At 57.4% G+C, this 25,947-nt stretch carries 24 protein-coding genes and 1 tRNA gene; 17 read left to right on the forward strand and 8 right to left on the reverse strand.

The window, feature by feature from the left end:
• Positions 1-12: 12 nt before the first annotated feature.
• Positions 13-435 carry a PaaI family thioesterase gene (locus tag CMN55_RS07645; protein ID WP_293949078.1) on the forward strand — a complete coding sequence of 141 codons (423 nt, stop codon included), beginning with the start codon at positions 13-15 and terminating at the stop codon, positions 433-435.
• A gap of 44 nt (positions 436-479) precedes the next feature.
• On the opposite strand, the gene CMN55_RS07650 is transcribed toward CMN55_RS07645, so the two are convergent.
• A tRNA-Gly gene (locus CMN55_RS07650) sits at positions 480-554 on the reverse strand.
• 159 nt (positions 555-713) lie between these two features.
• Between CMN55_RS07650 and CMN55_RS07655 the strand changes: the two genes are divergently transcribed.
• The 5 genes from CMN55_RS07655 (at position 714) to CMN55_RS07675 (ending at position 3,537) form a co-directional block, all read left to right on the forward strand.
• The gene (locus CMN55_RS07655; RefSeq protein WP_293949080.1) at positions 714-1,214 is read left to right on the forward strand and encodes a prolyl-tRNA synthetase associated domain-containing protein; all 501 of its coding nucleotides are present in this window, start codon (positions 714-716) and stop codon (positions 1,212-1,214) included.
• A 155-nt stretch (positions 1,215-1,369) separates the two neighbouring features.
• Positions 1,370-2,275 carry a thioredoxin gene (trxA, locus tag CMN55_RS07660; protein WP_293949081.1) on the forward strand — a complete coding sequence of 302 codons (906 nt, stop codon included), beginning with the start codon at positions 1,370-1,372 and terminating at the stop codon, positions 2,273-2,275.
• Positions 2,272-2,931: an LON peptidase substrate-binding domain-containing protein gene (locus CMN55_RS07665; RefSeq protein ID WP_293949082.1), complete on the forward strand. Its 660-nt coding sequence runs from the start codon at positions 2,272-2,274 to the stop codon at positions 2,929-2,931. The genes trxA and CMN55_RS07665 overlap by 4 nt, the downstream gene beginning before the upstream one ends.
• 22 nt (positions 2,932-2,953) lie before the next feature.
• Entirely contained in the window at positions 2,954-3,157 is a 204-nt protein-coding gene (locus tag CMN55_RS07670; RefSeq protein WP_293949084.1) for a Trm112 family protein, read from the forward strand.
• Positions 3,154-3,537 carry a gamma-butyrobetaine hydroxylase family protein gene (locus tag CMN55_RS07675; protein WP_293949086.1) on the forward strand — a complete coding sequence of 128 codons (384 nt, stop codon included), beginning with the start codon at positions 3,154-3,156 and terminating at the stop codon, positions 3,535-3,537. The genes CMN55_RS07670 and CMN55_RS07675 overlap by 4 nt, the downstream gene beginning before the upstream one ends.
• A 15-nt stretch (positions 3,538-3,552) precedes the next feature.
• On the opposite strand, the gene CMN55_RS07680 is transcribed toward CMN55_RS07675, so the two are convergent.
• A complete protein-coding gene (locus CMN55_RS07680) occupies positions 3,553-4,770 on the reverse strand; it encodes a UbiH/UbiF/VisC/COQ6 family ubiquinone biosynthesis hydroxylase (RefSeq protein WP_293949087.1) in 1,218 nt (405 codons plus the stop codon).
• Between the two features lie 71 nt (positions 4,771-4,841).
• On the opposite strand from CMN55_RS07680, the gene CMN55_RS07685 reads away from it, so the two are divergent.
• From CMN55_RS07685 to CMN55_RS07735, 11 genes are all read left to right on the forward strand, one after another.
• Positions 4,842-6,209 (forward strand): amidase, encoded by a 1,368-nt coding sequence (locus CMN55_RS07685; protein WP_293949089.1) that lies wholly within the window; start codon positions 4,842-4,844, stop codon positions 6,207-6,209.
• A 200-nt stretch (positions 6,210-6,409) separates the two neighbouring features.
• Positions 6,410-6,748 (forward strand): P-II family nitrogen regulator, encoded by a 339-nt coding sequence (locus tag CMN55_RS07690; RefSeq protein ID WP_293949091.1) that lies wholly within the window; start codon positions 6,410-6,412, stop codon positions 6,746-6,748.
• Positions 6,749-6,758: 10 nt separating this feature from the next.
• Positions 6,759-8,084, forward strand: coding sequence for an ammonium transporter family protein (locus CMN55_RS07695; RefSeq protein WP_293949093.1), 1,326 nt, complete (start codon positions 6,759-6,761; stop codon positions 8,082-8,084).
• A gap of 189 nt (positions 8,085-8,273) precedes the next feature.
• Positions 8,274-9,467, forward strand: coding sequence for an aminotransferase class I/II-fold pyridoxal phosphate-dependent enzyme (locus CMN55_RS07700; RefSeq protein ID WP_293949095.1), 1,194 nt, complete (start codon positions 8,274-8,276; stop codon positions 9,465-9,467).
• Positions 9,468-9,479: 12 nt separating this feature from the next.
• On the forward strand, positions 9,480-11,852 hold the full coding sequence (locus CMN55_RS07705) for a DNA translocase FtsK (protein ID WP_459253653.1): 2,373 nt from the start codon (positions 9,480-9,482) through the stop codon (positions 11,850-11,852).
• A gap of 87 nt (positions 11,853-11,939) precedes the next feature.
• Positions 11,940-12,548 (forward strand): LolA family protein, encoded by a 609-nt coding sequence (locus CMN55_RS07710; RefSeq protein ID WP_293949097.1) that lies wholly within the window; start codon positions 11,940-11,942, stop codon positions 12,546-12,548.
• A 64-nt stretch (positions 12,549-12,612) separates the two neighbouring features.
• Entirely contained in the window at positions 12,613-13,206 is a 594-nt protein-coding gene (locus CMN55_RS07715; protein WP_293949099.1) for a hypothetical protein, read from the forward strand.
• A 20-nt stretch (positions 13,207-13,226) separates the two neighbouring features.
• Positions 13,227-14,048, forward strand: coding sequence for a phytanoyl-CoA dioxygenase family protein (locus tag CMN55_RS07720; RefSeq protein ID WP_293949101.1), 822 nt, complete (start codon positions 13,227-13,229; stop codon positions 14,046-14,048).
• 95 nt (positions 14,049-14,143) lie between these two features.
• On the forward strand, positions 14,144-14,947 hold the full coding sequence (gene xth / locus CMN55_RS07725; protein ID WP_293949103.1) for an exodeoxyribonuclease III: 804 nt from the start codon (positions 14,144-14,146) through the stop codon (positions 14,945-14,947).
• Positions 14,948-14,999: 52 nt separating this feature from the next.
• Positions 15,000-16,202 (forward strand): adenylate/guanylate cyclase domain-containing protein, encoded by a 1,203-nt coding sequence (locus tag CMN55_RS07730; RefSeq protein ID WP_293949105.1) that lies wholly within the window; start codon positions 15,000-15,002, stop codon positions 16,200-16,202.
• Between the two features lie 61 nt (positions 16,203-16,263).
• Positions 16,264-17,061 carry an SDR family NAD(P)-dependent oxidoreductase gene (locus CMN55_RS07735; protein ID WP_293949107.1) on the forward strand — a complete coding sequence of 266 codons (798 nt, stop codon included), beginning with the start codon at positions 16,264-16,266 and terminating at the stop codon, positions 17,059-17,061.
• Positions 17,062-17,066: 5 nt separating this feature from the next.
• Here CMN55_RS07735 and CMN55_RS07740 read toward each other — a convergent pair whose 3' ends face one another.
• The 6 genes from CMN55_RS07740 to CMN55_RS07765 all read right to left on the reverse strand — a co-directional run bounded on the left by CMN55_RS07740 (position 17,067) and on the right by CMN55_RS07765 (position 25,936).
• Complete coding sequence (locus CMN55_RS07740; RefSeq protein WP_293949109.1) at positions 17,067-17,555, reverse strand: class I SAM-dependent methyltransferase; 489 nt, start codon at positions 17,553-17,555, stop codon at positions 17,067-17,069.
• Entirely contained in the window at positions 17,552-18,709 is a 1,158-nt protein-coding gene (gene queG / locus CMN55_RS07745) for a tRNA epoxyqueuosine(34) reductase QueG (protein WP_293949111.1), read from the reverse strand. The genes CMN55_RS07740 and queG overlap by 4 nt, the downstream gene beginning before the upstream one ends.
• The gene (gene fzlA / locus CMN55_RS07750) at positions 18,690-19,358 is read right to left on the reverse strand and encodes an FtsZ-binding protein FzlA (protein ID WP_293949113.1); all 669 of its coding nucleotides are present in this window, start codon (positions 19,356-19,358) and stop codon (positions 18,690-18,692) included. The genes queG and fzlA overlap by 20 nt, the downstream gene beginning before the upstream one ends.
• An 85-nt stretch (positions 19,359-19,443) precedes the next feature.
• Positions 19,444-19,716 carry a hypothetical protein gene (locus tag CMN55_RS07755; protein ID WP_293949115.1) on the reverse strand — a complete coding sequence of 91 codons (273 nt, stop codon included), beginning with the start codon at positions 19,714-19,716 and terminating at the stop codon, positions 19,444-19,446.
• Between the two features lie 196 nt (positions 19,717-19,912).
• A complete protein-coding gene (gltB, locus tag CMN55_RS07760) occupies positions 19,913-24,475 on the reverse strand; it encodes a glutamate synthase large subunit (RefSeq protein ID WP_293949117.1) in 4,563 nt (1,520 codons plus the stop codon).
• 18 nt (positions 24,476-24,493) lie between these two features.
• Complete coding sequence (locus CMN55_RS07765) at positions 24,494-25,936, reverse strand: NAD(P)-dependent oxidoreductase (protein ID WP_293949119.1); 1,443 nt, start codon at positions 25,934-25,936, stop codon at positions 24,494-24,496.
• Positions 25,937-25,947: the final 11 nt, after the last annotated feature.

Here is a 25,947-nt window from a genome sequence, read left to right on the forward strand (position 1 = left end):
CTGCCCCTCGCGATGACCCTCGAAACCGATACGCGCCCGCCGCCCGACGGCTTTGTCCGCAGCCTGCACCGCGGCCCCTTCTCCCTGCATAACGGCCCTGTCTTTCACAAGATCGATGGAGACCGTTTCTGGCATGGCCTGTTTATTACGGAACGACACAGCAATTCACGCGGACGCCTGCATGGCGGCATGATGACCGCCTTTGCCGATGGTCTACTGGCGACCGCCGTCGCGCGGGCCAATACGGCAATGGCTGTCACCGTCAACCTCAACTGCAATATCTGCGCGGCGGCCGACATCGGTGACTGGCTGGAAGGCACGGCGCGCCAGACCAGCGCTGCCGACGGCTTCGCCTTCGTCGAGGCGGAGGCCTGGGTCGGCGAGAAGATCATCTTCAACGCCACCGGCGTTTTCCGATTTCTGGAGAAACGGTAAAATCAAAAAAGCCCCGCCATCTCTGGCAGGGCCTTTTGAAATAATGGAGCGGGCGAGGCGATTCGAACGCCCGACCCTAACCTTGGCAAGGTTATGCTCTACCCCTGAGCTACGCCCGCTCGAGCGGCAACATCAGTTGCGAGGCGGGATAATACGTAATTAGTCCCCGATTGCAAGCGTGTTTTTCGAAAATTCCCGCTTTTGCCATTTCTTTATTTTAACCTCCTTGAAGAGCCGTTAATTTCCCGCATGCATGGAAATACATAAGGAACGGAAAAATGCCTGCAACACCCGAAGATCTGCTCGCCAGACTGGACGCACTTGGAATCATCCATGAAACATATCACCATGTGCCGGTCTTCACCGTCGAGGAAGCGCAGGAGCATACCGGACATATCCCCGGCGGCCATTGCAAGAACCTGTTTCTGAAGGACAGGAATGGCGATCTCTATCTCGTCGTCTGCCTGCAGGAAACCGCCGTCGATTTGAAAGCTTTCCGACCGCTGGTCGGGGCGAAGAACCTCAGCTTTGGCAAGCCCGAGCTGCTCTATGACACCCTTGGTGTCGAGCCGGGCTCCGTCACGCCGTTTGCGCTGATCAATGACACCGGACAGGCTGTGAAGGTGGTGCTTGAGGAGAAAATGATGGCCTGTGAGCATCTCAATTATCATCCCCTGATCAACAGCATGACGACCCGGATCACCCCTGCCGATCTCGATGCGTTCATCCGGGCCTGCGGACATCAACCAAGGGTCCTTGCGCTTCCGGAGAGAGACTGATTTTCCGGTGCATCTTGACTGTTACTCCCCCCGGCCTAAATCATCCACAGGACCACTTAACAAAACCGCCGGATGGTGCTATCCCATGATGCGGCATCGGCTTGCCTGAGGGCGCGCTCCTATTGCAATAAGAACGGATTTGGTAAACAGGACTGATGGAAACTCTGATTAGCGAGAGCGCCGGTACGGGCGACAATTTGATCAAGGACGGCTCGACACAGACCTTCATGCAGGATGTGGTGGAAGCCAGCAAGGAACGGCTTGTTCTTGTGGATCTCTGGGCCCCCTGGTGCGGCCCCTGCAAACAGCTTGGTCCGATTATCGAAAAAGTGGTGAAGGGCGCCAAAGGCGCTGCCTCGCTGGTCAAGATCGACATTGATCAGCATCCGCAGATTGCCCAAAGTTTGCAGGTCCAGTCCATTCCGGCCGTTTTCGCCTTCAAGGATGGACGGCCCGTTGACGGCTTCATGGGCGCTCTGCCGGAAAGCAAGGTGAAAGAATTTGTCGAACGGCATGCGGGCCCCATTGGCCCGTCTCCTGTTGAGCAGGCTTTTGCTGCCGGAAGCGCCGCGCTTGAGGCGGGCGAGACGGATGTGGCGCTGACCGCTTTTGCGAAAATTCTTGAGCTGGAGCCGGATAATGTCGAGGCAAAAGCCCAGCTTGCACGGGTTTATGTCAAACTCGGTGAAATCGACGCAGCAAAAAGTCTGATGGAGACCATTGCCGATAACCAGAAATTCGCACCTGCCGTGAGCGCGGCTCTCGCCGCCATTTCCATGGCGGAAAATGCTGCAAATGCCGGTGAGCTGGAACCGCTCCGCCAGCGGGTCGAAGAAAACCCCAATGACCTCGATGCGCGTCTGCAATATGGCCGCGCCCTCGTCGGGCATGGCAATTATGAGGCGGGCGGCGAAGAGTTTCTTGACATCATTCGCCGCGACCGTGACTGGAACGAGGCGGCGGGACGGCAGGAGTTGCTCAAGCTGCTGGACCTGATCGGTCCCGCGAACCCGCTGACCAAAAGTCTCCGCCGACGGCTTTCATCGCTTTTGTTCTCATGACCGATACGGGCGCGAATACGGGGCTTGAAGAGCTCCCTCCGGTTTTGCCGATCTTCCCGCTGACCGGCGCGCTCCTGCTCAGTAACGCCCACCTGCCTCTCAATATTTTCGAACCCCGCTACCTCGCCATGGTGCAGGACGCCATGGCGACGCACCGCCTGATTGGCATGGTCCAGCCGCGTGATCCAAACTCCCGGCTGATGGAACCGGAGATATTCCGCATCGGCTGCGCGGGAAAAATCTGCGAATACGGCCAGCTTCCGAACGGCATGCTGCGCATTACCCTGGAAGGGTTATGCCGCTTTGAAGTGATTGAAGAGCTTGATGTCACAACGCCCTATCGACAGGTCAATGCCGCATACGAAAAATTCCGTCACGATATGGAACCCCTTCAGGGCAACCATGTCAACCGTCAGGCGCTGCATGATGCCCTGCAACATTTTCTTGAATTCGAGGACGGCGCCAGCGACTGGCAGACGCTTGACAGTCTCGAAGATGACAGCCTGATCAATTCCCTCTGCATGATTTGTCCTTTCTCGCCGGTGGAAAAGCAGGCGCTGCTTGAAGCCCAGGATGTCTGCATCAGGGCCGAATTGCTGATCAGCCTTCTGCATATGATGATACAGCAGGTGGAAACCCACCGAACGTTGCAGTAATCCCCGTTTGAAAGAAACCTCCATGACCGACACCAAAGCACCGGCCGTTGATCCGAAACTTCTCGAAATTCTCGTCTGCCCGCTGAGCAAAGGGCCGCTTGTCTTTGACCGCGAGAACAATGAATTGATCAGCAAAACCGCGGGGCTCGCCTATCCCATTCGCAATGGCATTCCCATCATGCTGGTAGATGAAGCGCGCGAACTGGATCCATTGAGCGAAAAATGAGCGGTGAAATCTACGACCGGGCCGGGCGGCCCAAACCAACGGAAGTCCGTCTGAAACAGCAGGAGAAAACGCTGATCATCACTTTTGAAGATGGCAACAGCTTTCATCTTCCCGCCGAATTGCTCAGGGTTGAAAGCCCGTCCGCCGAGGTGCAGGGGCACGGCGCCAGTCAGAAGCAGATAGTCGCCGGACGGCGGCATGTCGGCATCATGGGGCTGGAGCCGGTCGGCAATTACGCCATCCGCCTGAAATTCGACGATCTGCATGACACCGGCCTGTTCTCATGGGCCTATCTTTATGAACTTGGCCTGAAACAGGACAGCCTCTGGCAGGGGTATCTCGACAACCTTGAAAAGGCGGGCCTCAGCCGCGATCCGTAACGGGCCGCGCACGCGTTAGAGCGCCTCTCCCCGCAGCAGGCGCGGCATCTTGCCAACCGTGCCGCGCGCATGTTCCATGAAAAAGCCTTTCAGCCGCGGCATTTTATTGACGGCGGCAAGGCCAATGTCCCGCGCCAGGCGAACCGGAGCGACGTCATTGGTGAAAAGCCGGTTGAGCCCGTCCGTAATGGCCAGCAGGGTGATGCTGTCAAAGCGCCGCCAACGCTGGTAATCCTCCAGCGGCATCGCGCCGCCGATATCCTGACCGAGCCGCGCGGCGTCGATCACCACCTCCGCCAGTGCCGCCACATCACGCAGGCCAAGGTTAAGTCCCTGTCCCGCAATCGGATGCATGCCATGGGCCGCATCGCCGATCAGCGCCAGCCGCTCCGCCACATAGCTTTCCGACTGATGCAGGGTGAGCGGATAGCTCCAGCGCGGGCCGACTACTTTCAGCGCGCCGAGATAGTCGCCAAAGCGCTTGGCCATCTCCCGCTGGAATTCAGCCTCCGGCAGCGCCATGATCACTTTCGCCCGCTCCGTTGGTTCTGTCCAGACGAGGGAGGAACGATTACCCGTCATCGGCAGAATGGCAAAAGGACCCGGTTTCAGGAACCGTTCCTGTGCAACCCCGTGATGGGGAATTTCATGGGCCACGGTGCAGACAATCCCCATCTGATCATAGGACCAGCCGACTGTTTTGATCCCCGCCGACTGGCGCAGCGGTGAATTCCGCCCATCTGCCGCCACAAGCAGCCGCGCCCGCACTGTCCCGCCGCCCACAAGCCGCGCCGTCACGCCGGAAGAACCGCGGATCACCTCTTCGTATTCCGCAGGCGCCATGACTGTCAGCGTCGGAATTTCGCCCGCCCGCCTGTACAGCGCCTCCCGCAAATGCCGGTTTTCGACCATATGGCCGAACGGCTCATCCCCAAGCTGCCGATGGTCATAATGCAGAAAGCATTTTGACGGGCCATCCGTGATGCGGATATCGAGCATGGGCTCTTTTTTGCGTACATAGTCCCAGACACCGGCGGCCCGCAGCAGGTTACGCGAGGCATGAGCAATGGCGGAAACACGCCCGTCAAATTCTGCGTCGAGAAGATGCGACGGTTCTTCGCGCTCCAGAACCACCACTTTCAAACCCGCTGCCGCAACCGCGATGGCGAAGGGAAGGCCGTTCAGCCCGCCGCCAACAACCAGGATATCCGCATCAATATGTTGCTTTGCCATTCTCTCCACCACCAGATGAATTCTTCCAGGTCCGTCTTGCCACAAAGTGGATATAGTCCTAATCTCATGTCATGACAAAGCCCTGGCATGAGATGACGGCCCTTGATCTGGGCCATCTTATAGAGGATGGATCGATTGATCCAACTGATCTTGCGCAATATTTTCTGGACCGGATCAAAACCACCGACCCGGATGCGAAAATCTTTGTACGCCTGACGGAAGAACGGGCGATGGGTGAGGCGAAAGCCGCCGCACTTCGCGCCCGGCGTAAAGAGCGGCTGAGCCCGCTGGATGGTGTGCCCCTTTCATGGAAAGATCTGTTCGATACGGCGGGCGTGGCGACGGAAGCGGGTACGAAGCTGCTTCAGGGACGCACGCCCGATACGGATGCCGCCTGCCTGACGCGGGCCACCCGCGCCGGGCTAGTCTGCCTTGGTAAAACCAGCATGCCGGACGTTGCCTTTTCCGGCCTTGGCCTCAATCCCTGGACTGGCATTGCGCCCAACCCTTACGACCGCAAGACGGAAAGAGTAACGGGTGGCTCGTCGGCAGGGGCCGCACTGTCAGTTGCCCTTGGCCTTGCGCCCGCCGCGATCGGCTCGGATACGGCCGGGTCCGTCAGAATACCCTCCGCCTGGTGCGGCCTGACGGGGTTTAAGCCCACCTTCGGGCGCATCTCGCTGGACGGTGCCGTCCCGCTTTCCTATACGCAGGACAGCATCGGCCCCCTCACGCGCGATGTTGCGGATGCCAGCCTGCTTTACAGCATTCTCTCCGGCACGCCCGCTGCGGATCTGAGCGGCGCGTCCCTGCAAGGCGTCAAAATCCTGCGCGCCACCAGCCAGTTCGATGACCTTGCCGATCCCGCCATCACGGCCCGGATCGGCGATGCTCTTGCGCTGCTTGAAGCGGCGGGCGCAGAGGTGACGGACGGCGCAATCCCGGCTTTTGACGACGTTATTGCCCTGTCTTCGCGGCACGGCACACCGGCGGCCATTGAAGCCTGCATGATGTATCGCGACCTGATCCGCGCAAAACCGGGAGACATGTACGGCCCGATTGCCGAACGTATTCTGGCCGCCGAAAAATTTTCCGCCATCGACGCCGCCGCGCTTTATCGTGGCATGGAGCGGCTGACGCAAGAGTATCTCACGCAAACGGCGGGATTTGATCTGGTCGTCGGCCCGACACAGCCGGAGCATCCCCCCGCGATTGCCCCGCTCCTTGAAGATATTGATGCTTTCCTGCGCGCCTCGCTGATGTCGATCAGCCTAACCCGGCTTGCCAACCTGCTGCGGCTTTGCGCCATCACCCTGCCCTGCGGTAAGGATCAGGGGCTGCCCGTTGGCCTGATGCTCATGGCGCCCGGCAATGCCGAAGGTAAGCTTCTGCGCCTTTCCGCTGCTGCTGAAATGGCCCTCACTCCCCTGAATGTCTAAAATTTATGCATCTTTGCCATTTTGATTAAAATTTGTGCAATTAAATATTGCATCTGCACAGTGCGCAAGCTCCCTAAAATTTTAACCTTCTGATAATAAAAGAAAAATATCTCCAGCCCTCTTCTGGCACGGGTCTTGAAGAACAAGATCTGAAATCGGGTATTTCGTCCCGGTCAAAATAAGTCGAAGAGGTGAGCATCATGAAGCTGGTTATGGCTGTAATAAAGCCCTTCAAACTGGATGAAGTGCGCGACGCCCTGACATCCATCGGTGTCGACGGGCTGACGGCAACAGAAGTAAAGGGCTATGGCCGTCAGAAAGGACATACGGAGATATACCGCGGCGCGGAATATGCCATCTCCTTTCTCCCCAAAATAAAAATCGAGGTTGCCGTCAAGGACGAGTTGGCGGAACGGGTGGTCGAAGCCATCACAGGCGCCGCCAAGACCGGTCAAATCGGCGACGGGAAAATCTTTGTTTTCGATCTGAAAAATGTGGTCCGTATCCGTACGGGCGAAACCGACGCAGACGCGCTCTAGGAGATTATCGATGCGTAAATCAACATTAATGAAAACAACCGCAACAACCGCAGCGATCTTTGCACTGATCGGTGCCGCTCCGGCCTTTGCGGAGGTTGAAACAGAAACAGCCTATGTTCTGAATACCTTCTCCTTCCTTATCAATGGCGCGCTCGTCATGTGGATGGCGGCCGGCTTCGCCATGTTGGAAAGCGGGCTGGTCCGCTCCAAGAATACGGCGACGATCTGCCTCAAGAATATCGCCCTTTACGCCATTGCCGGTATTACCTTCTATCTGGTCGGTTATAACCTCATGTATATGGATGTCAGCGGCTTCATCGGCTCTTTCAGCCCCTTCTGGAGCCCGGATGACGCCGAAGCACTTGCAGGCACCTTCGCCAGCGACGGCTACTCCGCTTCCTCCGACTGGTTCTTCCAGATGGTGTTCGTGGCGACGGCAGCCTCCATCGTTTCCGGAACGCTGGCCGAACGGACGAAGCTGTGGTCTTTCCTGGCCTTTGTCGTCCTGCTGACGCTGATCATCTATCCGATCCAGGGTTCCTGGACATGGGGCGGCGGCTGGCTCTCTGAAATGGGCTTCTCCGACTATGCCGGTTCCACAATTGTGCATTCCGTCGGCGGCTGGGCGGCTCTGACCGGCGCTATCATCCTCGGCGCGCGTAAGGGCAAATATACCGCGGATGGCCGGGTCAACCCGATCCCGGGCGCCAATCTCCCTCTCGCCACGCTTGGCACATTCGTTCTGTGGCTCGGCTGGTTCGGCTTCAATGGCGGCTCCGTGCTGGCTCTTGGCTCGGCGGCGGCAGCCATCGAAATGGCCAATGTTTTCGCCAATACCAATATGGCGGCCGCAGGCGGTGTCGTTGCCGCGATGATCGTCACGCAGATCCTATACAAAAAGGTCGATCTGACGCTGGCCCTCAACGGCGCCATCGGCGGTCTTGTCTCCATCACCGCAGAACCGGCTGATCCGACGATCGGCATGGCGATCCTGATCGGTGCTGCTGGCGGTGTGATCGTCGTTCTTGCCGTTCCGCTGCTCGACAAGCTGAAAATCGACGATGTTGTCGGCGCCATTCCCGCCCATCTTCTGTGCGGCATCTGGGGCACGATTGCGGTCACCTTCTCCGATGCGGACGCGACGCTGGTCACCCAGCTGACCGGTATCATCGCTGTTGGTATCTTCGTTATCGTCCTCAGCTCGATCTTCTGGCTGCTTCTGAAGTACACGATCGGCATCCGGGCGAGCGAAGAGGATGAGGTCAACGGCCTCGACAAGGCAGAACTCGGCCTTGAAGCCTATCCGGAATTCGGTCAGGGCTCCAAGAGCATGTAACCCGATCTGAAACGGCCTGCGGGGATCACCGTCCGCGCAGGCAACCCGACAGCAAAGCCCGAATTTCCGATCTCAGGATCACCGGAATTCGGGCTTTTTCTTATCCCCCTGCCAAGCCGCTTGTATCCCTTTGGCTCTTCCCCTAAATTCGGGGGCCAATTATCCCTTTGCTACCGGTATTCAGGGCATATGATCAATTCCGAACTGTCCCATTTGCGCGGCTCACCATTTGGCGCCCTGCGCAGTCTGCTTGACCCGCTTCCCCCTGCGCCCGGACTGGAGCCGGTTCTGCTGACCATCGGAGAGCCGCAGCACAAACCGCCGCAACTGATGATCGACGCACTCCGGGCCAATGAGCATCTGTACGGCAAATATCCGCCCATTGAAGGCACCGCCGACTTACGCGCGGCGATAGCGGGCTGGCTGCGCCGCCGCTATGCCCTGCCGGAAGATATGGTCGATCCGGACCGGAATATCGCTCCCGTCAATGGCACCAAGGAAGCGCTCTATATGATCGCCTCCGTGATTACCGAGCGGGCCGCGACCGGCGCGACCAAGCCCGCAATCCTGTTGCCGACGCCTTATTACCATGTCTATCATGCCGCCGCGATCATGGCCGGGGCAGAACCGGTATTCCTTCCGGCCGGTGCGGAGACCCATTTCTTTCCGGACCTTGACGCACTGGACCCGGCGCTGCTCAATCGAACCTCTGCCTTTTATTTGTGCAACCCGTCAAACCCGCAAGGAACTGTCGCCAGTGCCGAGTATCTCAGGAAAGCCCTCTCCCTTGCCCGCAAGCATAATTTCATGCTGATCGTTGATGAGTGCTATTCGGAAATTTACGACACAACGCCCCCCACCGGTATTCTTGAAATCTGCCGCGAGGAAGGCGGAACGCTTGACCATGTCATGGCGTTTCATTCGCTCTCCAAACGGTCCAGCGCCGCGGGCTTGCGCTCCGGGTTCTGCGTTGGCGAAGCATCCCTGATCAAGACTTTTTTACATCTGCGCAGCTTTGCCGGCGCCGCCTCCCCGCTTCCGGTCTGTGCGGCCGCGGCCGCCCTCTGGAATGACGATACACATGTTGCGGAAAACCGCGCGCTCTATCACCAGAAATTCGATATGGCGGAGGAAATCTTTGGCTCCCGCTTCGGATTTTACCGGCCTGAAGGCGGGTTCTTCCTGTGGCTCAATGTCGGCGACGGGGTCGAGGCGGCAAAACGCCTGTGGACCAAGGCCGCCATCCGCGTCCTGCCCGGCCGTTATTTAAGCGTAGCCGGAGCCGACGGCATCAATCCGGGAGACCCCTACATCCGTGTTGCACTTGTCGCAACGCCCGAAAGCAGCAAAGAGGCTTTAACTAGGCTGGCCGATAGCTTATAGAATATCCGTATGATGTCTAAATCCAAAAGCTCCAAATCAGTATCTATATTACCCAGCGGAAGTGTGGATTTTTTACACCGACGGCTTGTTGAACTGGGCGGATTTGTCCTGCTGCTGCTGGCGCTGGTCTGCACCCTTGCGCTGGTCACCTACTCCGCTGGCGATCCGAACTTCAATCACGCCACCTCCACTCCGCCGAGCAATCTGTTGGGCAGCGCCGGGGCGCATCTCGCCGATCTGCTGTTGCAGACCCTTGGCTTTGGATCTATCGCGCTCATTCTCGGGCTTATCGCCTGGTCCTGGCGGGTCATATCTCATCGGGGCTTGCGCTGGGGCTGGATACATCTTGCGGTGCTGCCTTTCGGCCTGTGCCTGACTTCCGCCACACTTGCCGCTCTTCCTGTCTCTGACGCTTGGCCGCTCAATGCCGGTTATGGCGGCATTGTCGGCGACGTGATTTTCAACTCCATTATTGTTACTGGGCAGAAAATCGGCGTTACCCTCCATCCGGCCATACTGGGGCCGATCCTGCTGCTGCTGACAGTGGGCCTCCTGCTGGTCTCCTTTGGCGTTTCCCCCCGGGAATGGCGAACCATCGGCGGCACCATCGCCCGCATATTCCGCACATTTCTGGCCGTTCCCGCCTATCTTCGCCAGCTCGGCGAGCGTCGCCGGGAGACCAGGGAGTTCAGTAACGACGACAGGCCGGAACCAGCGCCGCGCAAGAAGAAATCCTTGCTCAAGAAAGAGAAAAAACCTGAAGTCCGCAAAACGCCGGAACCGCAGATTGAACAACGCAAGACGGCAACGGCCGTCGGCAAACGGGTCGCCGCCGAAAAGCAGCCCGCGCTCGACCTTGGTCCCGCCGGGGAATACCAGCTTCCTCCCCTCGATCTTCTCGCCCTGCCCGATGCAAAGCTTGTCTCCAAACCGGTGAGCGAAGAGGCGCTTTCCAAGAATGCGCGGCTGCTGGAATCGGTACTGGATGATTACGGGATCAAGGGGGAGATCAGCCGTGTCCGGCCCGGCCCGGTTGTGACCCTGTATGAACTGGAGCCCGCGCCGGGCCTGAAAAGTTCCCGCGTTATTGGTCTTGCCGATGATATCGCCCGCTCCATGAGTGCGATTTCAACCCGTATTGCCGTTATCCCCGGCCGCAACGCCATCGGAATCGAGCTTCCAAACCAGCGGCGCGAAACCGTATTCTTGCGTGAACTGCTGTCCGCCGCCGCCTATGAGAGCACCAATTCAAAGCTGACGCTGGCCCTTGGCAAGGATATCGGCGGCGATCTGGTGGTGGCCGACCTTGCCCGGATGCCGCATCTGCTGATTGCGGGGACGACCGGCTCCGGTAAATCGGTCGCCGTCAATACCATGATCCTGTCCCTGCTTTACCGCCTATCGCCCGAAGAATGCCGCTTCATCATGATTGATCCGAAAATGCTGGAGCTGTCCGTCTATGACGGTATCCCGCATCTGCTGGCCCCGGTCGTGACCGAACCCGGCAAGGCCGTGGTGGCGCTTAAATGGGCGGTCAAGGAAATGGAAGACCGCTATCGCAAGATGGCCGAGCTTGGCGTGCGCAATGTTGATGGCTATAACCAGCGTATCCGCGAAGCACAGAAAAAGGGCGAAGTGCTCAAACGGACCGTGCAGACCGGATTTGATTCAGCGTCGGGCGAACCTGTGTTCGAAGAACGGGCGCTTGATACGGAGCCCCTGCCCATGATCGTCATTATCGTCGATGAAATGGCCGATCTGATGATGGTTGCGGGCAAGGATATCGAGGTCGCTGTCCAGCGCCTCGCCCAGATGGCGCGTGCCGCCGGCCTGCATGTGGTCATGGCGACGCAGCGTCCATCCGTTGACGTGATCACCGGTACCATCAAGGCCAACTTCCCGACCCGTATCAGCTTTCAGGTAACGTCCAAGATCGACAGCCGGACGGTACTGGGTGAACAGGGCGCCGAACAGCTTCTCGGGCAAGGTGACATGCTGTACATGCCGGGCGCAGGGCGTGTGCAGCGTGTGCATGGCCCCTTCGTTTCCGACGAAGAGGTGGAACAGGTGGTCAGCTTCCTGAAATCACAGGGCGAACCCGATTACAAGCAGGAAGTCACGGAAGAGGATCAGGGCGAGTTTGACGGGATGATGGGCGGCGGTGCAGGCGGTGGCTCCGGCGACGAGCTTTATGACCGGGCCGTCGAGCTGGTCTGCCGGGAGCGCAAGGCCTCCACCAGCTTTGTCCAGCGTCACCTTCAGATCGGTTATAACCGCGCCGCGCGGATCATCGACCAGATGGAAAAAGAAGGGGTGATCAGCTCCGCCAACCATGTGGGCAAACGGGAGGTCCTCGCCCGGGATATCGATGACCGGGAATACTGACGGCGCGTAAAATACTGGCAATTCCTCTGGGCATCGCCCATATCAGGAAAAGCAGACCCTGAAATCCGAAGTGAGAACATGCAGTACATGCCCAAGCCCCTTTATGCGTTTTTTGCGTTGATGATCATGGTGGTCGGGATGACGCCTGCCCATGCAGCCCTGAGTGATGACGACAAGGCGCAGATTGCCCGTGCCGAAGCCTATCTCGATACGCTCAAGACCTTCAAGGCCGACTTCCTGCAGATCGACTCCTCCGGTGGCATCGCGGAGGGTGATGTCTATATGCGCAAACCCGGCCGCATGCGGTTTGAATATAAACCGCCTGCGCAAATTCTGGTGGTTGCGGACGGGCTCTGGCTTGTCTTTCACGACAAGGAGCTGAAAGAAACGACCCGTCTGCCGCTAGTCGCAACGCCGGTCAATATCCTGCTGAAAGAGAATGTCTCACTAAGCGGGGATGTGACGGTAACGGATGTCCAGCATGACGCCGGAACGCTGCGGATAAGCATTGTCGATACGGAAAACCCGGACGAAGGTAACATCGTGTTGATCTTCAGCGACAAACCCTTCGAGCTACGCCAGTGGCTCGTCACCGATGCGCAAGGACAGGTCACCAGCATCAGCCTCGGCAAGATCGAAAAGAACGTCCAGTTGAAACCGGAACTCTTCACCTTCTTCGACAGCGATTACGAATAAACATGAACGGACCATCAAATCCATGTTAGATATCCTGTAAGCTGCAAGGATAGACGAGCCCGATATGGATTATGACGCCGAGTTTGATGACGACCTCCCCGATATCGAGGATTACCCGACCCTGCGGTCGGTCGTCCGCTTCAACAAGCTGATCCCGGCCGTTGCTTGGTTTTCCGCCATTGGCGAGCCGCTCGCACGATCTGTATTTCCGATTGCGCGCGCCTATATGGACACTCTCGGCTTTCCCGCCGCATATGTTGCGGAAGTGGCGGATTGGGAAGATGCGGCCTATGCCGCCGCCAATCCCGAGTTTAACAGCGACTGGTGGGAAGCGGAGGAACAGCTTCGCATGGCGCTCACCGATGCGGCCCTCGAACTCATGAGCGAGGAAGACCTCACCCTTGCCCTCACCCATGTTTCCGCCACCGCCTCCAAAGTCATCACAGACGCCTTTGAAGCCGTCACTGATGATGCGGGGATTGATGATCAGGAGCTTGTCCGCGCCGCCATTGGTTCGGCCGTCCAGGCCTGCCATCAGGCTGCCCTCGTCCTCGCGGCAGGGGAAGAGGATGACCATCCCTTCGCACTCAAATACCGGCTGTATGAGCAGGGCCACTGGCCGATTGCGCTGACCGGCGGCAGTTTCCATATTTTCTGAAAGACAGGCGAAACAGAGATATGACAGCAACAGACACCCCGCCCGCTCAATTTTATGGCGTCCTCCGCCAGGATAATCCCGCCTCCCGCCACGCGGAAATTGCCGAGCAAATCCGCCGCCTGGGATATGCTCTCCTTGATTCCGGCTTTACAAAGGACGAGCTTGCCGCCATTTCCGATGATTTCAATACCACCCGCGCGCGGTATGTCGAGAAATGGAATGTGGAAAAATTAAAACAGGCAAACGAATTTCACACGATCCGAGCGGCTGTGACGCATGGCGGGCCCGCCTTTTTAAAACTCATCATGAATGCAAATTTGCATGCAGTTCTTGGCCAGTTGATCGAAGGGAAATATTTCCTCAACCAGCAGAACGGAATCGTTAATCCGCCCGGGGAAACATACAATCAGGCCATCTGGCACCGTGACCTGCCGTATCAGCATTTTACATCCAGCAGACCGCTCGCCATCAATGCGCTGTTCTGTGTCGATGATTTCACCCGCGAAAATGGCTCCACTTTCGTGCTGCCCGCCTCCCATAAAAGCGAAAGCTTCCCCTCCGACAGCTATATCCGCGATCATGCCCTACAGATAGAGGCAAAAGCCGGGCAATATATCCTGCTCGACTGCATGACTTTCCATGGCGGCGGCTTTAATAGCACCCAAAAGGAACGCCGCGCCGTCAACCATCTTTTCAACATTCCCTATTTCAAGCAGCAGATCAATCTCCCGCGTGCTATGGATGCCGCCAGCCTGACTGATGCGGAACGGGAAATGCTCGGCTTCGTCTATCAGGAACCGGGCTCAATCGAAGACTATTTGGCCGCCCGCAGCGGAAAATAATCACATGACTAATGCCGTCGGGCGTTCATCCCGGCCGTATGAATGAGACAAGGGCATAACCGCCGATACGCCCGCCAACCGATAGAGGATTACAAGTGAGACTAGCCACCTGGAACATCAACTCCGTCCGCGCCCGCCTTGACCATGTGGAGCAGTTCGTCACCCACCACCAGCCGGATATTCTCTGCCTGCAGGAAACCAAGGTGACCGACCATGACTTTCCCCTCAAGGCTTTTACGAAGCTGGGCTATGAGCATTCCCTGATTGCGGGACAAAAAAGCTATAACGGCGTCGCCATCTTCTCCAAACTGCCGTTCGCGCCCGCCGAAACCAGACTGTGGTGCGGCCGGGATGACAAACGGCATATTGCAATAACGCTGGAAAACGGGGTGGAGCTGCATAATTTCTATGTCCCGGCCGGAGGCGATATCCCGGATATCACCCTCAATGACAAATTTGCTCACAAACTGGATTTCATGACGGAAATGAGCGACTGGTTCGCCGCCCGTCGGTCGGATAACAACCGGATAATTCTTGTCGGGGATCTCAATGTCGCGCCCTTTGAGACAGATGTCTGGAATCACAAGCAGCTTCTGAAAGTCGTCAGCCATACCCCGATCGAGGTGGAGCATATGGCGCGTATTTATGCATCTCATGACTGGATCGATGCCATGCGCCATTTTGTGCCGGAGCCCGAGCCGCTTTATTCATGGTGGAGCTACCGGGCGAAAGACTGGCGCGCCTCCAATCGCGGACGGCGGCTGGATCATGTCTGGATCACGCCCGCGCTCAAACCGCATCTCAAGGCCATGCAGATTTCCACAGAGGCGCGGGATTGGGAAAAGCCCTCCGACCATGCGCCAGTAATTGTCGATTTCGAGTTTGCGGATTTGAAATAATCCGGCTTGCTTATTGCTTGCCCTTTGCGGGGAAGGCCGGAATAATCCGCAAATGACGACTGTCGAGACATCGCAAAGCGATACGGAATTATCTCATCGGCTGCTGGTTCTGGCCTCCCTGATGATGACCGTTGCCGCCCTTTTGTGGGGCGCTATATTCGCCTGGTTCGGGGAATATGCGGCCGCCGCCATCCCCTGGGCTTTTGCCGCCATTTCCTTTGTCATGCTCGTCTTTTGCCGTCATGAAAAAGGCTATCCACTCCTGAGGACAAGCCAGCTCCTGCTTTCTCTCCTCATGCCGTTTCTGCTGATGTGGGAGCTGGGCGGCTTTATCAATTCATCAGCGGTTGTCATCTGGTCACTGACCAGCCCGATGGGAGCCCTCATCTTCTCGGGACGGAAGCAGGCGGGCTATTGGTTTCTTGCCTTTCTCCTTCTGATCGGACTTGGCGCCCTCATCGACCTTCAGCCATATCATGACAATTTCCGCCTGCCTGATCATCTGATCACCCTGCTCTTTGTCATGAATTTGACCGGCGTCTCCCTCGTTGCCTTTATTCTTCTCACCTATTTTCTTGGTCAGAAAGACCGAACGCTCACCCTGTTATCCGCCGAAAGACGCCGCAGTGACGGGCTGCTACGCAATATGCTGCCGGAAGCCATCGGCGAACGGCTGAAACACAAGCAGCACCCTATCGCGGACCGGCTCGACAATGTAACGATCCTGTTTGCGGATATCTCCGGCTTTACCAGCTATGCCATGCACCGCAAGCCCGAAACCGTTGTCAGTTTCCTCGACAAGGTTTTTTCAAGATTTGATGAGATGTCCACTGCGCGCGGCCTTGAAAAAATCAAAACGATCGGGGATGCCTATATGCTGTGCGGTGGCCTCACCAATGATGCGGCAGCAGGTGCCCGCGAGGCCGCCGCGTTTGCGCTCGACGCCATGGCCTATGTCAACACCCTCGCAGGGGAGGAGCATAACGAGCTCGGTCTCAGGGTCGGCCTCAATACGGGCCCGGTTGTGGCGGGCGTGATCGGGCAAAGCAAATATTCCTATGATATCTGGGGTGATGCGGTGAATGTCGCCGCCAGGCTTCAGCAGGCCGCACAAACAGGCGATATCCTCCTCTCTGACAAGACAGCAGGCTTTTTAGACGATCATTTTTCTATTGAATTACAAGGGGAAATGGCGCTTCGCGGCCACACACCCGTAAAGACATACCGATTACTGGGTGAAATTACCGACGCTTAAGACTTGCTCCCTGTCGTCGCATACGGCAGAGTTTCCCTCAACTATAACATGGGAGACAAACATGGCAGGGGCACAGCAAAACACAGGGCGACTTCAGGGAAAGGTCGCCCTTTTGACGGGGGCGGCATCGGGCATTGGCAAGGCGACGGCTCTCCGGTTTGCCGAAGAAGGGGCAAAAGTCGCCCTCAGTGATATTGAACCCGAAAAGGGCGCCGCGCTCGTCGCAGAAATGACGGCCGCTGGACATGATGCTTTTTATCAGGACCTCGATGTGACAAATCCTCAAGAATGGCAGCAGGTTGTCGATGCCGTAAGCCATCGCTGGGGGAAGCTGGATATTCTGGTCAATTCCGCCGGGATAGGCCGGGCCAAGGGTCTTCTTGATATGACCTACGATTTCTGGCAGAACACAATGCGCATCAATATGGACGGCACCTTCCTTGGCACACAGGCGGCGGTGGACCGCATGAAAGACGGAGACGGCGGATCCATCATCAATATTTCATCGGTTCTTGGAATCTCCGGCATGACGAACCTGACAGCCTATTGCGCCAGCAAGGGGGCCGTGCGCCTCTTTAGCAAGGCCGCCGCCATCGAATGCGCCGAGAAGGGATATAAAGTGCGGGTAAACTCCGTACATCCCGGCTATATCGAAACGCCCATGGTGATGCGACGCTTCGACAAGATCGCCACCAATGACCGGGAGGCGGAGGAAACCCGCCTGAAACAGTCCCACCCCTTGGGGCGGCTCGGCAAAGCAACCGAGATTGCCGATATGATCCTGTATCTGGCGTCGGATGAAGCGGCCTTTGTCACGGGCGCGGAATTTGTTATCGACGGTGGATATCTCGCAAGGTGATCTGACTAGAGCTGGCGGTAGAGGTGATAGCGCCCCGCCGCCACGCCGTCGGGCAGCGGCCAGGGCTGCCAGTTAGCCACATCAAAAGGCTGATCGCTGACGATCACCGCGCCGGGTGCCAGCAGCTTTGGCAAACTATGTGCGAGCATCCGGGCAAGCGCCACGCTCGCTTCCTTGTCACCGGAGCCAATGTCACAATGGGCGAGCACGGCTTTCGATTTCATATGTTGAAGGGCCTTCGGCACCGTCTCCAGAAAGTCGCCGACAATCATATGCTCCGTATCCGGGATACAATCGGGATGGGCCTTCACATGACGGTCAAACACATAGATATCGCGATCCGGCAACAGGCTGCGGAGATGATCATAGGTACGGCCATTGCCAAGGCCCAGCTCTATCACGCTGCCGGATGTGTCTTTGATAATTGCCGCCGCAAAATTTAGGCAATCCCGTTGGGCATTCATCCGCCGGATAAAACTGTCAAGCCTACTCATTCTTTACCCCCGCTACTTAATCTCCACTCCTCGCGGACATCGTGGTCCGACTCATTATCGTATAGCCTATCACGTAACTGCCAAAATTGAGAACCCTCCGCAATCCGGCCAAGCGCCCAGACCGCCGCAAGCCGGACAATCGGTGAGGGATCTTCCAGCAAATTTTCAATGAGAGGCAGATATTCCCCGTCTTCACTATTGCCGATGGCAATCAGGACATTGCGGACAAACCGATTGCGTCCGAGCCGTTTGACCGGCGATTTGGAAAAGAGCGCCCGAAAGGCCGGATCATCCAGGACCGCCAGTTCCGCCAGCATCGGGGCCGTCAATTCCGGCCGTGGTTCAAACCCAAGTTCGGAGGCTTTTTTCGCATATTTGTTCCAGGGGCAAACAGCCAGACAATCATCGCATCCATAAATCCGGTTGCCGATCAGAGGGCGCATTTCGCGATCAATATGCGCTCTTGTCTCGATTGTCAGATAGGAAATGCAGCGCCGGGCATCCAGTTGATAGGGCGCCGGGAAAGCTTTTGTCGGGCAGACATCGAGACAAGCAGAGCAGGAGCCACAACCACCATGTCCCGGCGGATCGGGCATGATTTCATGAGTTGTGAAGATACTCCCAAGAAACAGCCAGGAGCCAAACTCGCGACTAACGAGATTGGTATGCTTGCCCTGCCAGCCGAGCCCGGCCGCCGCCGCCAGCGGCTTTTCCATAACCGGCGCAGTATCCACGAAGACTTTTACATCGCCGCCATACTCACGGACAAGACGGCGCGCCATGCTTTTCAGCTTCTTTTTGAGAATATCGTGATAATCGCGGCCCTGCGCGTAAACGGAAATGATACCCCGGTCCGCGTGCGCCGCCAGTTCCAGCGGGCTCATTTCCGGGCCATAGTTGAGACCCAGCATGATGACAGAGCGCACCTCCGGCCACAATGCCTGTGGATGGCGTCGACGGTCCGCCTTCTCGGCGATCCAGTCCATATCCCCCTGCCGGTCCAGCGCAATGAATTCATCAAGGCGGCGGCCCGGCAGATCGCCGAAGTCGGCGGCGGCAAAACCGACGGTATCAAACCCCTCTTCCCTCGCCAGACGGCGGAGCAGACCCGCAGTCAGACCCTTTTTTTCCGGATCAGAAGTCGAGGTCGGCATAATGGGACGGGGCGGGCATTCCGGGCAGGTTATCCGCCAGAATGGCGCGGAAACTCGGTCGGGATTTTGCGCGGGCGTACCAGATTTTGGCGGTTGGATGCTGTTCCCACGGCACATCACCCAGATAATCAACGCTGGAAAGCTGCGCGGCGGCGGCGATATCGGCGAGAGTAAAATCATCCCCCGCCAACCAGGAGCGTCGCTCCACCAGATAGGTGATATATTCCAGGTGGTAATGGATATTATGATGGCCCGCGCGGATCGCCGCCGTGTTTGGCGTGCCCGTGCGGGTCAGCCGCTTCATGATCTTTTCTTCGACCAGATTATCCGTCACTTCGAAATAGAATTTGCGGTCAAACCAGCCGATCAGACGGCGCGCCTCGGCCCGCTCCACCCGATCTTTCGGAAGTAGCGGGACTTCCTTGTATGTTTCTTCCAGATACTCACAGATCGACTGGCTGTCGGAGAAGACAATATCGTTCTCATCGACCAGCACCGGTACTTCACAGGCCGGATTACGGGCCAGGAATGCCGGTCGTCGCTCCCACGGCTTTTCAATTTTAAGGTCGAATTTGAGGCCCTTCTCCGCCATGGCCAGCCGGACTTTACGGCAGGCGGGAGAAATCCAGAAATGATAGAGTGTTCGCATGGGGCGACATTACCCCATGAGAGATAAATGGAGAATAGGCTGTTTGCAGGATTTTGCTAAAAATCTTGCAACCCGCCCCGTTCAGTCAGTTGATGGGATGAATCAGCAGCTTTTCACTCTGCTTCAGAAGCCGGGCGCATTCGTGGCGGATGCGATCAAACATCTCGGCCACACGGATTTTGCCCTGCTGGTCAAGGTGCGTGACCTGACTTTGCGCCACATCCGGCGCCTCTTCGCCATAGATCAGGATATAGCGCCGGGCCGCCCATTTGACATCTTCGGGGTTGATGATGGGATCAGCACAGGATGCGGACAGGCCCTCCGGCGCCGGTGAGGTGGAAATTGTTGACGAATCCATGTCTGCTTCTCCTGACGACTGCAAATATTTGCATGAAGAGAAGCAAACCGCGTGCCACTATCGGATATCAGATAATACCGGTTTTCCGCAGTTCTTTATACGCAGACGCCCGGAATTCTCTGCTGGTGGGCAGAAATTTCCTGATAAAAAGCCGGAGAATTTCTTCCCCGGCTTGTAATGGGCGACAGGTTGATCGTCAGGCGGATTGCTGCGCCATCTCATCTGACAGCGGTTGCGCCAGCTTGTTGATCATTTCCTTCGGGCAGACCTGATAGAAATGCTCCCGCTCCCAGCTCCAGTTGGCCAGCAGGGATTCGGCAAACGGCGACTGGGTATGTTCCACGTGATCCGCGATCATGCCTTTCAGCACCTCTTCCCAGTGACGGGAGGCAAGCCGCTGATAAACAACCGATTCGTCATTGATATGCACCGGCAGCAGATTATCCGCATCATAAATAAATGCCATTCCCCCGGTCATACCGGCGGCGAAATTATCGCCCACCGATCCCAGAATGGTCACCATGCCACCGGTCATATATTCACAGCCATTGGTGCCGCAGCCTTCCACGACGGAGATTGCACCGGAATTGCGCACGGCATAGCGTTCCCCGGCCTGTCCCGCCGCGTAAAGATAGCCGGATGTCGCACCATACAGAACCGTGTTGCCGATAATGGCGTTTTCATTCCATTTCAGCGGGCTGGAGGTGAGCGGCCGGACAACAATAGAACCGCCGGACAAGCCCTTGCCGCAATAGTCATTGGCATCGCCCAGAACTTCCAGTTTCAGCCCCTGCACAGCGAACGCGCCAAGCGACTGACCGGCGGAGCCCCGCAGACGCACCGTGATATGACCAGGCTCCAGCCCGCGCATACCGAAAGTGCGGACGATCCGCGAGGAGAGCTTCGTCCCGATGGCGCGATGCGTATTGCGAATGCTATAGGCAAGCTGTTTCTTTTCCCCGCCCTTGGTGAAAACACTGGCCGCATCCAGAATCATCTGCGCGTCCAGCGTTTCCGGAACCGGGATCGGCCCCTGATTGACGCAATAGCGTGGATTGTTGCCTGCATCCGCCTCGGCAAGAAGCGGATTGAGGTCGAGATCATCCAGATGCGCAGATCCACGGCTGACCTGTGAGAGCAGGCTGCTGCGACCGATGATTTCCTGCAATGACCGGAAGCCGAGCTGCGCCAGAATTTCACGCACCTCTTCCGCAAGGAAGCTGAAAAGGTTGACGAGCTTGTCGGCGTTCCCCTCATACTTCTTGCGCAGTTCCTCATCCTGCGTACAGATGCCGACCGGACAGGTGTTGGAATGACACTGCCGCACCAGAATACAGCCCAGCGCCACCAACGCGCCCGTACCAAGCCCGTATTCCTCACCGCCCATCATCGCACTGATGACGATGTCGCGGCCGGTCTTCATGCCCCCGTCGACGCGCAGCAGAACGCCGTGGCGTAGCTTGTTGAGGGTCAGCACCTGATTGACTTCCGGCAAGCCCATTTCCCATGGCACACCGGCATATTTGACCGATGTCTGCGGGCTTGCACCCGTTCCGCCGGAATTGCCGGAAATCATGATCACGTCGGCTTTGGCCTTGGCGACGCCTGCCGCCACAGTGCCGATGCCCACTTCCGCCACCAGCTTCACGCAGACACGCGCATCCGGATTGATCTGCTTGAGATCATAGATAAGCTGCGCCAGATCCTCGATCGAGTAGATATCATGATGCGGCGGCGGGGAGATGAGTGTCACACCCGGCGTCGAATTCCGCAGGCGGGCAATCATTTCCGATACCTTGAAGCCGGGAAGCTGTCCGCCTTCACCGGGTTTCGCCCCTTGCGCGATCTTGATTTCGATCTCTTCGCAGTTATTCAGATATTCCGCCGTCACGCCAAAGCGGCCTGATGCGATCTGCTTGATTGCCGAGTTGGCGTTATCGCCATTCGGCTTTGGCTTGAAGCGCGCGACATCTTCGCCGCCTTCACCGCTGTCCGACTTGCCGCCGATCCGGTTCATGGCAATAGCGAGGGTTTCATGGGCCTCCGGGCTGAGTGCCCCGAGGCTCATGGCGCCGGTCACGAACCGCTTGCGGATTTCCGTAATACTCTCCACCTCGTCAATCGGGATGGGTTTGCGCGGTGACTTAAAGTCCAGCAGATCCCGCAGATTGACAGGCGCCATCTTGCGCAGCCCTTCGCTATACTTTTTGTAAAGCGAATAGCTGTCCTTTTCGACGGCAGTTTGCAGAATATGAATCAGCTCTCCGTCAAAGGAATGTACTTCACCGGAGGCGCGATAGCGGTAGATTCCGCCAACTGGCAGACTGATGACATCGCTGCGGAACGCCTTTTCCTGCTGCTCCAGAATCTTGTGCTGGATGCCCGGCAGGCCGATGCCGGAAATGCGCGACGGCATGCCCGGGAAAAACTCGGCAACCAGCGCCCGCGACAGGCCGACAGCTTCAAAATTATAACCGCCGCGATAGGAGCTGATGACCGAAATGCCCATTTTCGACATAACCTTGAGCAGGCCCTGATTGATTGCCTCCTTTGCGCGGGCAAGGCAGGCTGAAACATCAAGCCCCGGAAACAAGCCACGGTCATGCCGGTCAACGATTGATTCCTGAAGCAGATAGGCATTCACCGTTGTCGCGCCAACGCCGATCAGCACCGCAAAATACTGCACATCCAGACATTCACCGGAGCGAACATTGATCGATGTAAAAGTGCGCAGCCCCTCATTCACCAGATGCGTATGCACACCCGCCGCCGCCAGAATAGACGGGATTGGCGCCCGGTTCAGGCCGATATTCATATCATTCAGAATGAGATGCGCACAGCCGCCCCGGACTGCGTTTTCAGCATCCTTGCGGATACGACGCAACGCAGTCGAGAGAGCTTCCGGCCCGTCGGCGATATCAAAGGTGCAATCAATCTCCTGCGCCGTGTTCCCCATGTAGACCTGCATGGCTTCAAATTCACCATTGGTCAGGACCGGGGATTCGAGCGCCAGAATTTCCGCCTGGCTCTTGTCCTCGTCAAGGATGTTGTTGAGGTTGCCAAGACGTGTTTTCAAGGTCATGACGCTGCGTTCACGCAGGCTGTCAATCGGCGGATTGGTCACCTGGCTGAAACGCTGGCGGAAATAATGATGCAAACCGCGATACTGCTTGGACAGAACGGCCAGCGGGGTGTCATCGCCCATGGAGCCGACGGCTTCCTTGCCATCCTCCGCCATCGGCTGGATGATCAGCTCCAGGTCTTCCAACGACCAGCCGGCCGAAAGCTGCCGCTTACGCAGTTCCTGACGGTCAAAGCGGCGGACCTCTTTGGCGCCGGCAATCTTACTGCCCAGATCGACAGTATTTTCGATCCACTTGTCGAAGGGCTGGGAATTCGCCAACCGGTCTTTCAGTTCGCGGTCGAAATAAAACCGGCCCTTCTTCAGATCGACACCGATCATCTGGCCGGGGCCCACCCGCCCCTTGCGCACAATCTTCATTTCATCAACCGGCACCATGCCGGTTTCCGAGCCGACAATCAGCATGTTGTCCTGCGTCAGGGTATAGCGAAGCGGCCGGAGACCATTACGGTCAAGCCCGGCAATAACCCAGCGGCCATCCGTCGCGCAGATGGCGGCGGGTCCATCCCACGGTTCCATGACCGAGTTGCAATAGGCGTAAAGCGCCTTGTGCTTGACCGGCATATTTTCCTTGTTGCCCCAGCTTTCCGGGATCAACAGGGTTTTCGCCATCGGCGCGCTGCGACCGGCGCGGACCAATACCTCGAACACCGCATCCAGCGCGGCGCTGTCGGACCCGCCCGCCTGAATAATCGGCTTCACATCGTCGGAGCGGTCTCCGAACGTGTTGGAAACCATGCGGATTTCATGGCTTTTCATCCAGTTGATATTGCCGCGGATGGTATTGATCTCGCCGTTATGCGCGAGCATACGGAACGGCTGCGCCAGATTCCAAGTGGGGAATGTATTGGTCGAATAGCGCTGATGATAGATGGCAAAGCTGGAAACAAACCGCTCATCCAGTAGATCGGGATAGAAGCTGGAAAGCTGTTCCGCCAGGAACATGCCCTTATAGATGATCGACCGGCAGGACAGCGTGCAGATATAAAATCCGCTGATATGCGCGGCCAGCACGTTCTTCTCGATCCGCCGCCGGATGATATAAAGATCCCGTTCAAATTCATCATCGTCAACACCGCGCGTGTTGGCAATCATGATCTGCTCGATCTCCGGACGAGTCGCATTGGCCTTTTCGCCGATGATCGTTGCATCAACGGGAACCTGCCGCCAGCCATAGATATAATACCCGAAAGCGAGAATCTCGCTTTCAACAATCGTGCGGCAGGTCTCCTGCGCTTCGAAGTTGGTTTTCGGCAGGAACACCATGCCAACGGCCAGCTTGCCGTCAATCGGTTCATGCCCGGTGCGCATGATATGTTCCTTGAAGAAATCATGCGGGATCTGGACATGGATGCCGCAGCCGTCGCCCGTCTTGCCATCCGCATCGACAGCACCACGGTGCCAGACCGCCTTCAAGGCGTCAATGCCCGCTTCGACCACAGCGCGCGAGGGTCTGCCGTCAATCGCCGCCACCAGGCCAACGCCACAATTGTCCCTTTCCTCCGCCGGGTCATACATGCCGTTTTCGGCCAGAAAGGCAGCGTTATCCGTCCAGGATTTGACGAATGCTTCGCCTTGCGAGAGACCCGCCGACAGATTCTTGATGTTTTTCGTCATATCGTCACCACCTTTTTATCAGGACGCCAGCGCCCGCTTTTCACTTGCCGCTCTCTTTTCCAGATATTGATGCACGGAAGCCGCTGCATCCCGGCCATCGCGAATGGCCCAGACCACGAGGGACGCCCCGCGGACAATATCGCCAACGGCAAACACGCCGTCGAGATTGGTCATCGCCGTTTTGAAATTCACCGAAATTGTGCCCCAGCGCGACACGTCCAGCTTCGGTTCATTGAACAGGGTCGGAATATCCTCCGCATCGAAACCCAGCGCCTTGATGGCAAGATCGCAGGGAATATCATGCTCCGAACCGTCGATTTCCACCGGCACCTGACGGCCCGTTGAATCGGGAATACCTAAATGCATGTCAATCGCCCGGACGCTGGTCACCGATGTGTCGCCGAGAAACGCCTTCGGCGCGGAGAGCCAGACAAATTCGACACCCTCCTCTTCCGCATTGACCACTTCCCGCAATGATCCGGGCATATTCTTGCGATCCCGCCGGTAAAGGCATTTGACGGACTTTGCGCCCTGACGCACGGCTGTCCGGACACAGTCCATTGCCGTATCACCGCCGCCAATGACCACAACATTTTTGCCCGTCGCATTCAGCGTGCCATCCTCGAATGCAGGCACATCATCGCCAAGACCCTTGCGATTCGATGCCGTCAGATATTCCAACGCCGGGACAATACCGCCAAGGCCGCTGCCCGGCACCGCGATATCCCGCGACTTGTACACGCCCGTGGCGATGACAATGGCGTCATGGCGCTCTCGCAGCTCAGCAAGGGTTGCATCGCGGCCTACTTCGAAATTCAGATGAAAGGTGATGCCGCTGTCCTGCAGCAGGCGGGAGCGGCGTTCGACAACTTCCTTTTCCAGCTTGAAGCCCGGGATTCCATAAATCATCAATCCGCCTGCCCGGTCATAGCGGTCATAGACATGCACCTGATAGCCCTTCTTGCGCAATTGATCCGCCGCCGCAAGCCCGCCCGGCCCCGCGCCGATCACCCCGACCGACTGCTCGCGTTCAACGACAGGCTTGGTCGGCTTCACCCAGCCATTTTCCCAGGCCGTATCGGTAATATATTTTTCCACCGCACCGATGGTGACGGAATTGAAGCCCTTTTCAATCACGCAGGACCCTTCGCACAGGCGGTCCTGCGGGCAGATACGGCCGCAAATCTCCGGGAAATTATTGGTTGCCTGGCTGACTTCATATGCTTCTTCCAGCCGCCCGGCCGCCGTCATCATCAACCAGTCGGGAATGTTATTCTGGACAGGACAATGAACCTGGCAGAAGGGAATGCCGCATTGTGAACAGCGGCTTGCCTGTTCTTTCGCCCGATCCTGATCAAACTCGTCATAGATTTCATTGAAATCCTGCCGACGGTTGTCAGCCGCCCGCTTGGGCGGCATCTTTTTTTCGAGCGATACAAATTTCAGCATTTTTTCTGTCATCGGGCATTCCC

This window comes from Sneathiella sp. (assembly GCF_002694385.1).
GTDB lineage: Bacteria > Pseudomonadota > Alphaproteobacteria > Sneathiellales > Sneathiellaceae > Sneathiella.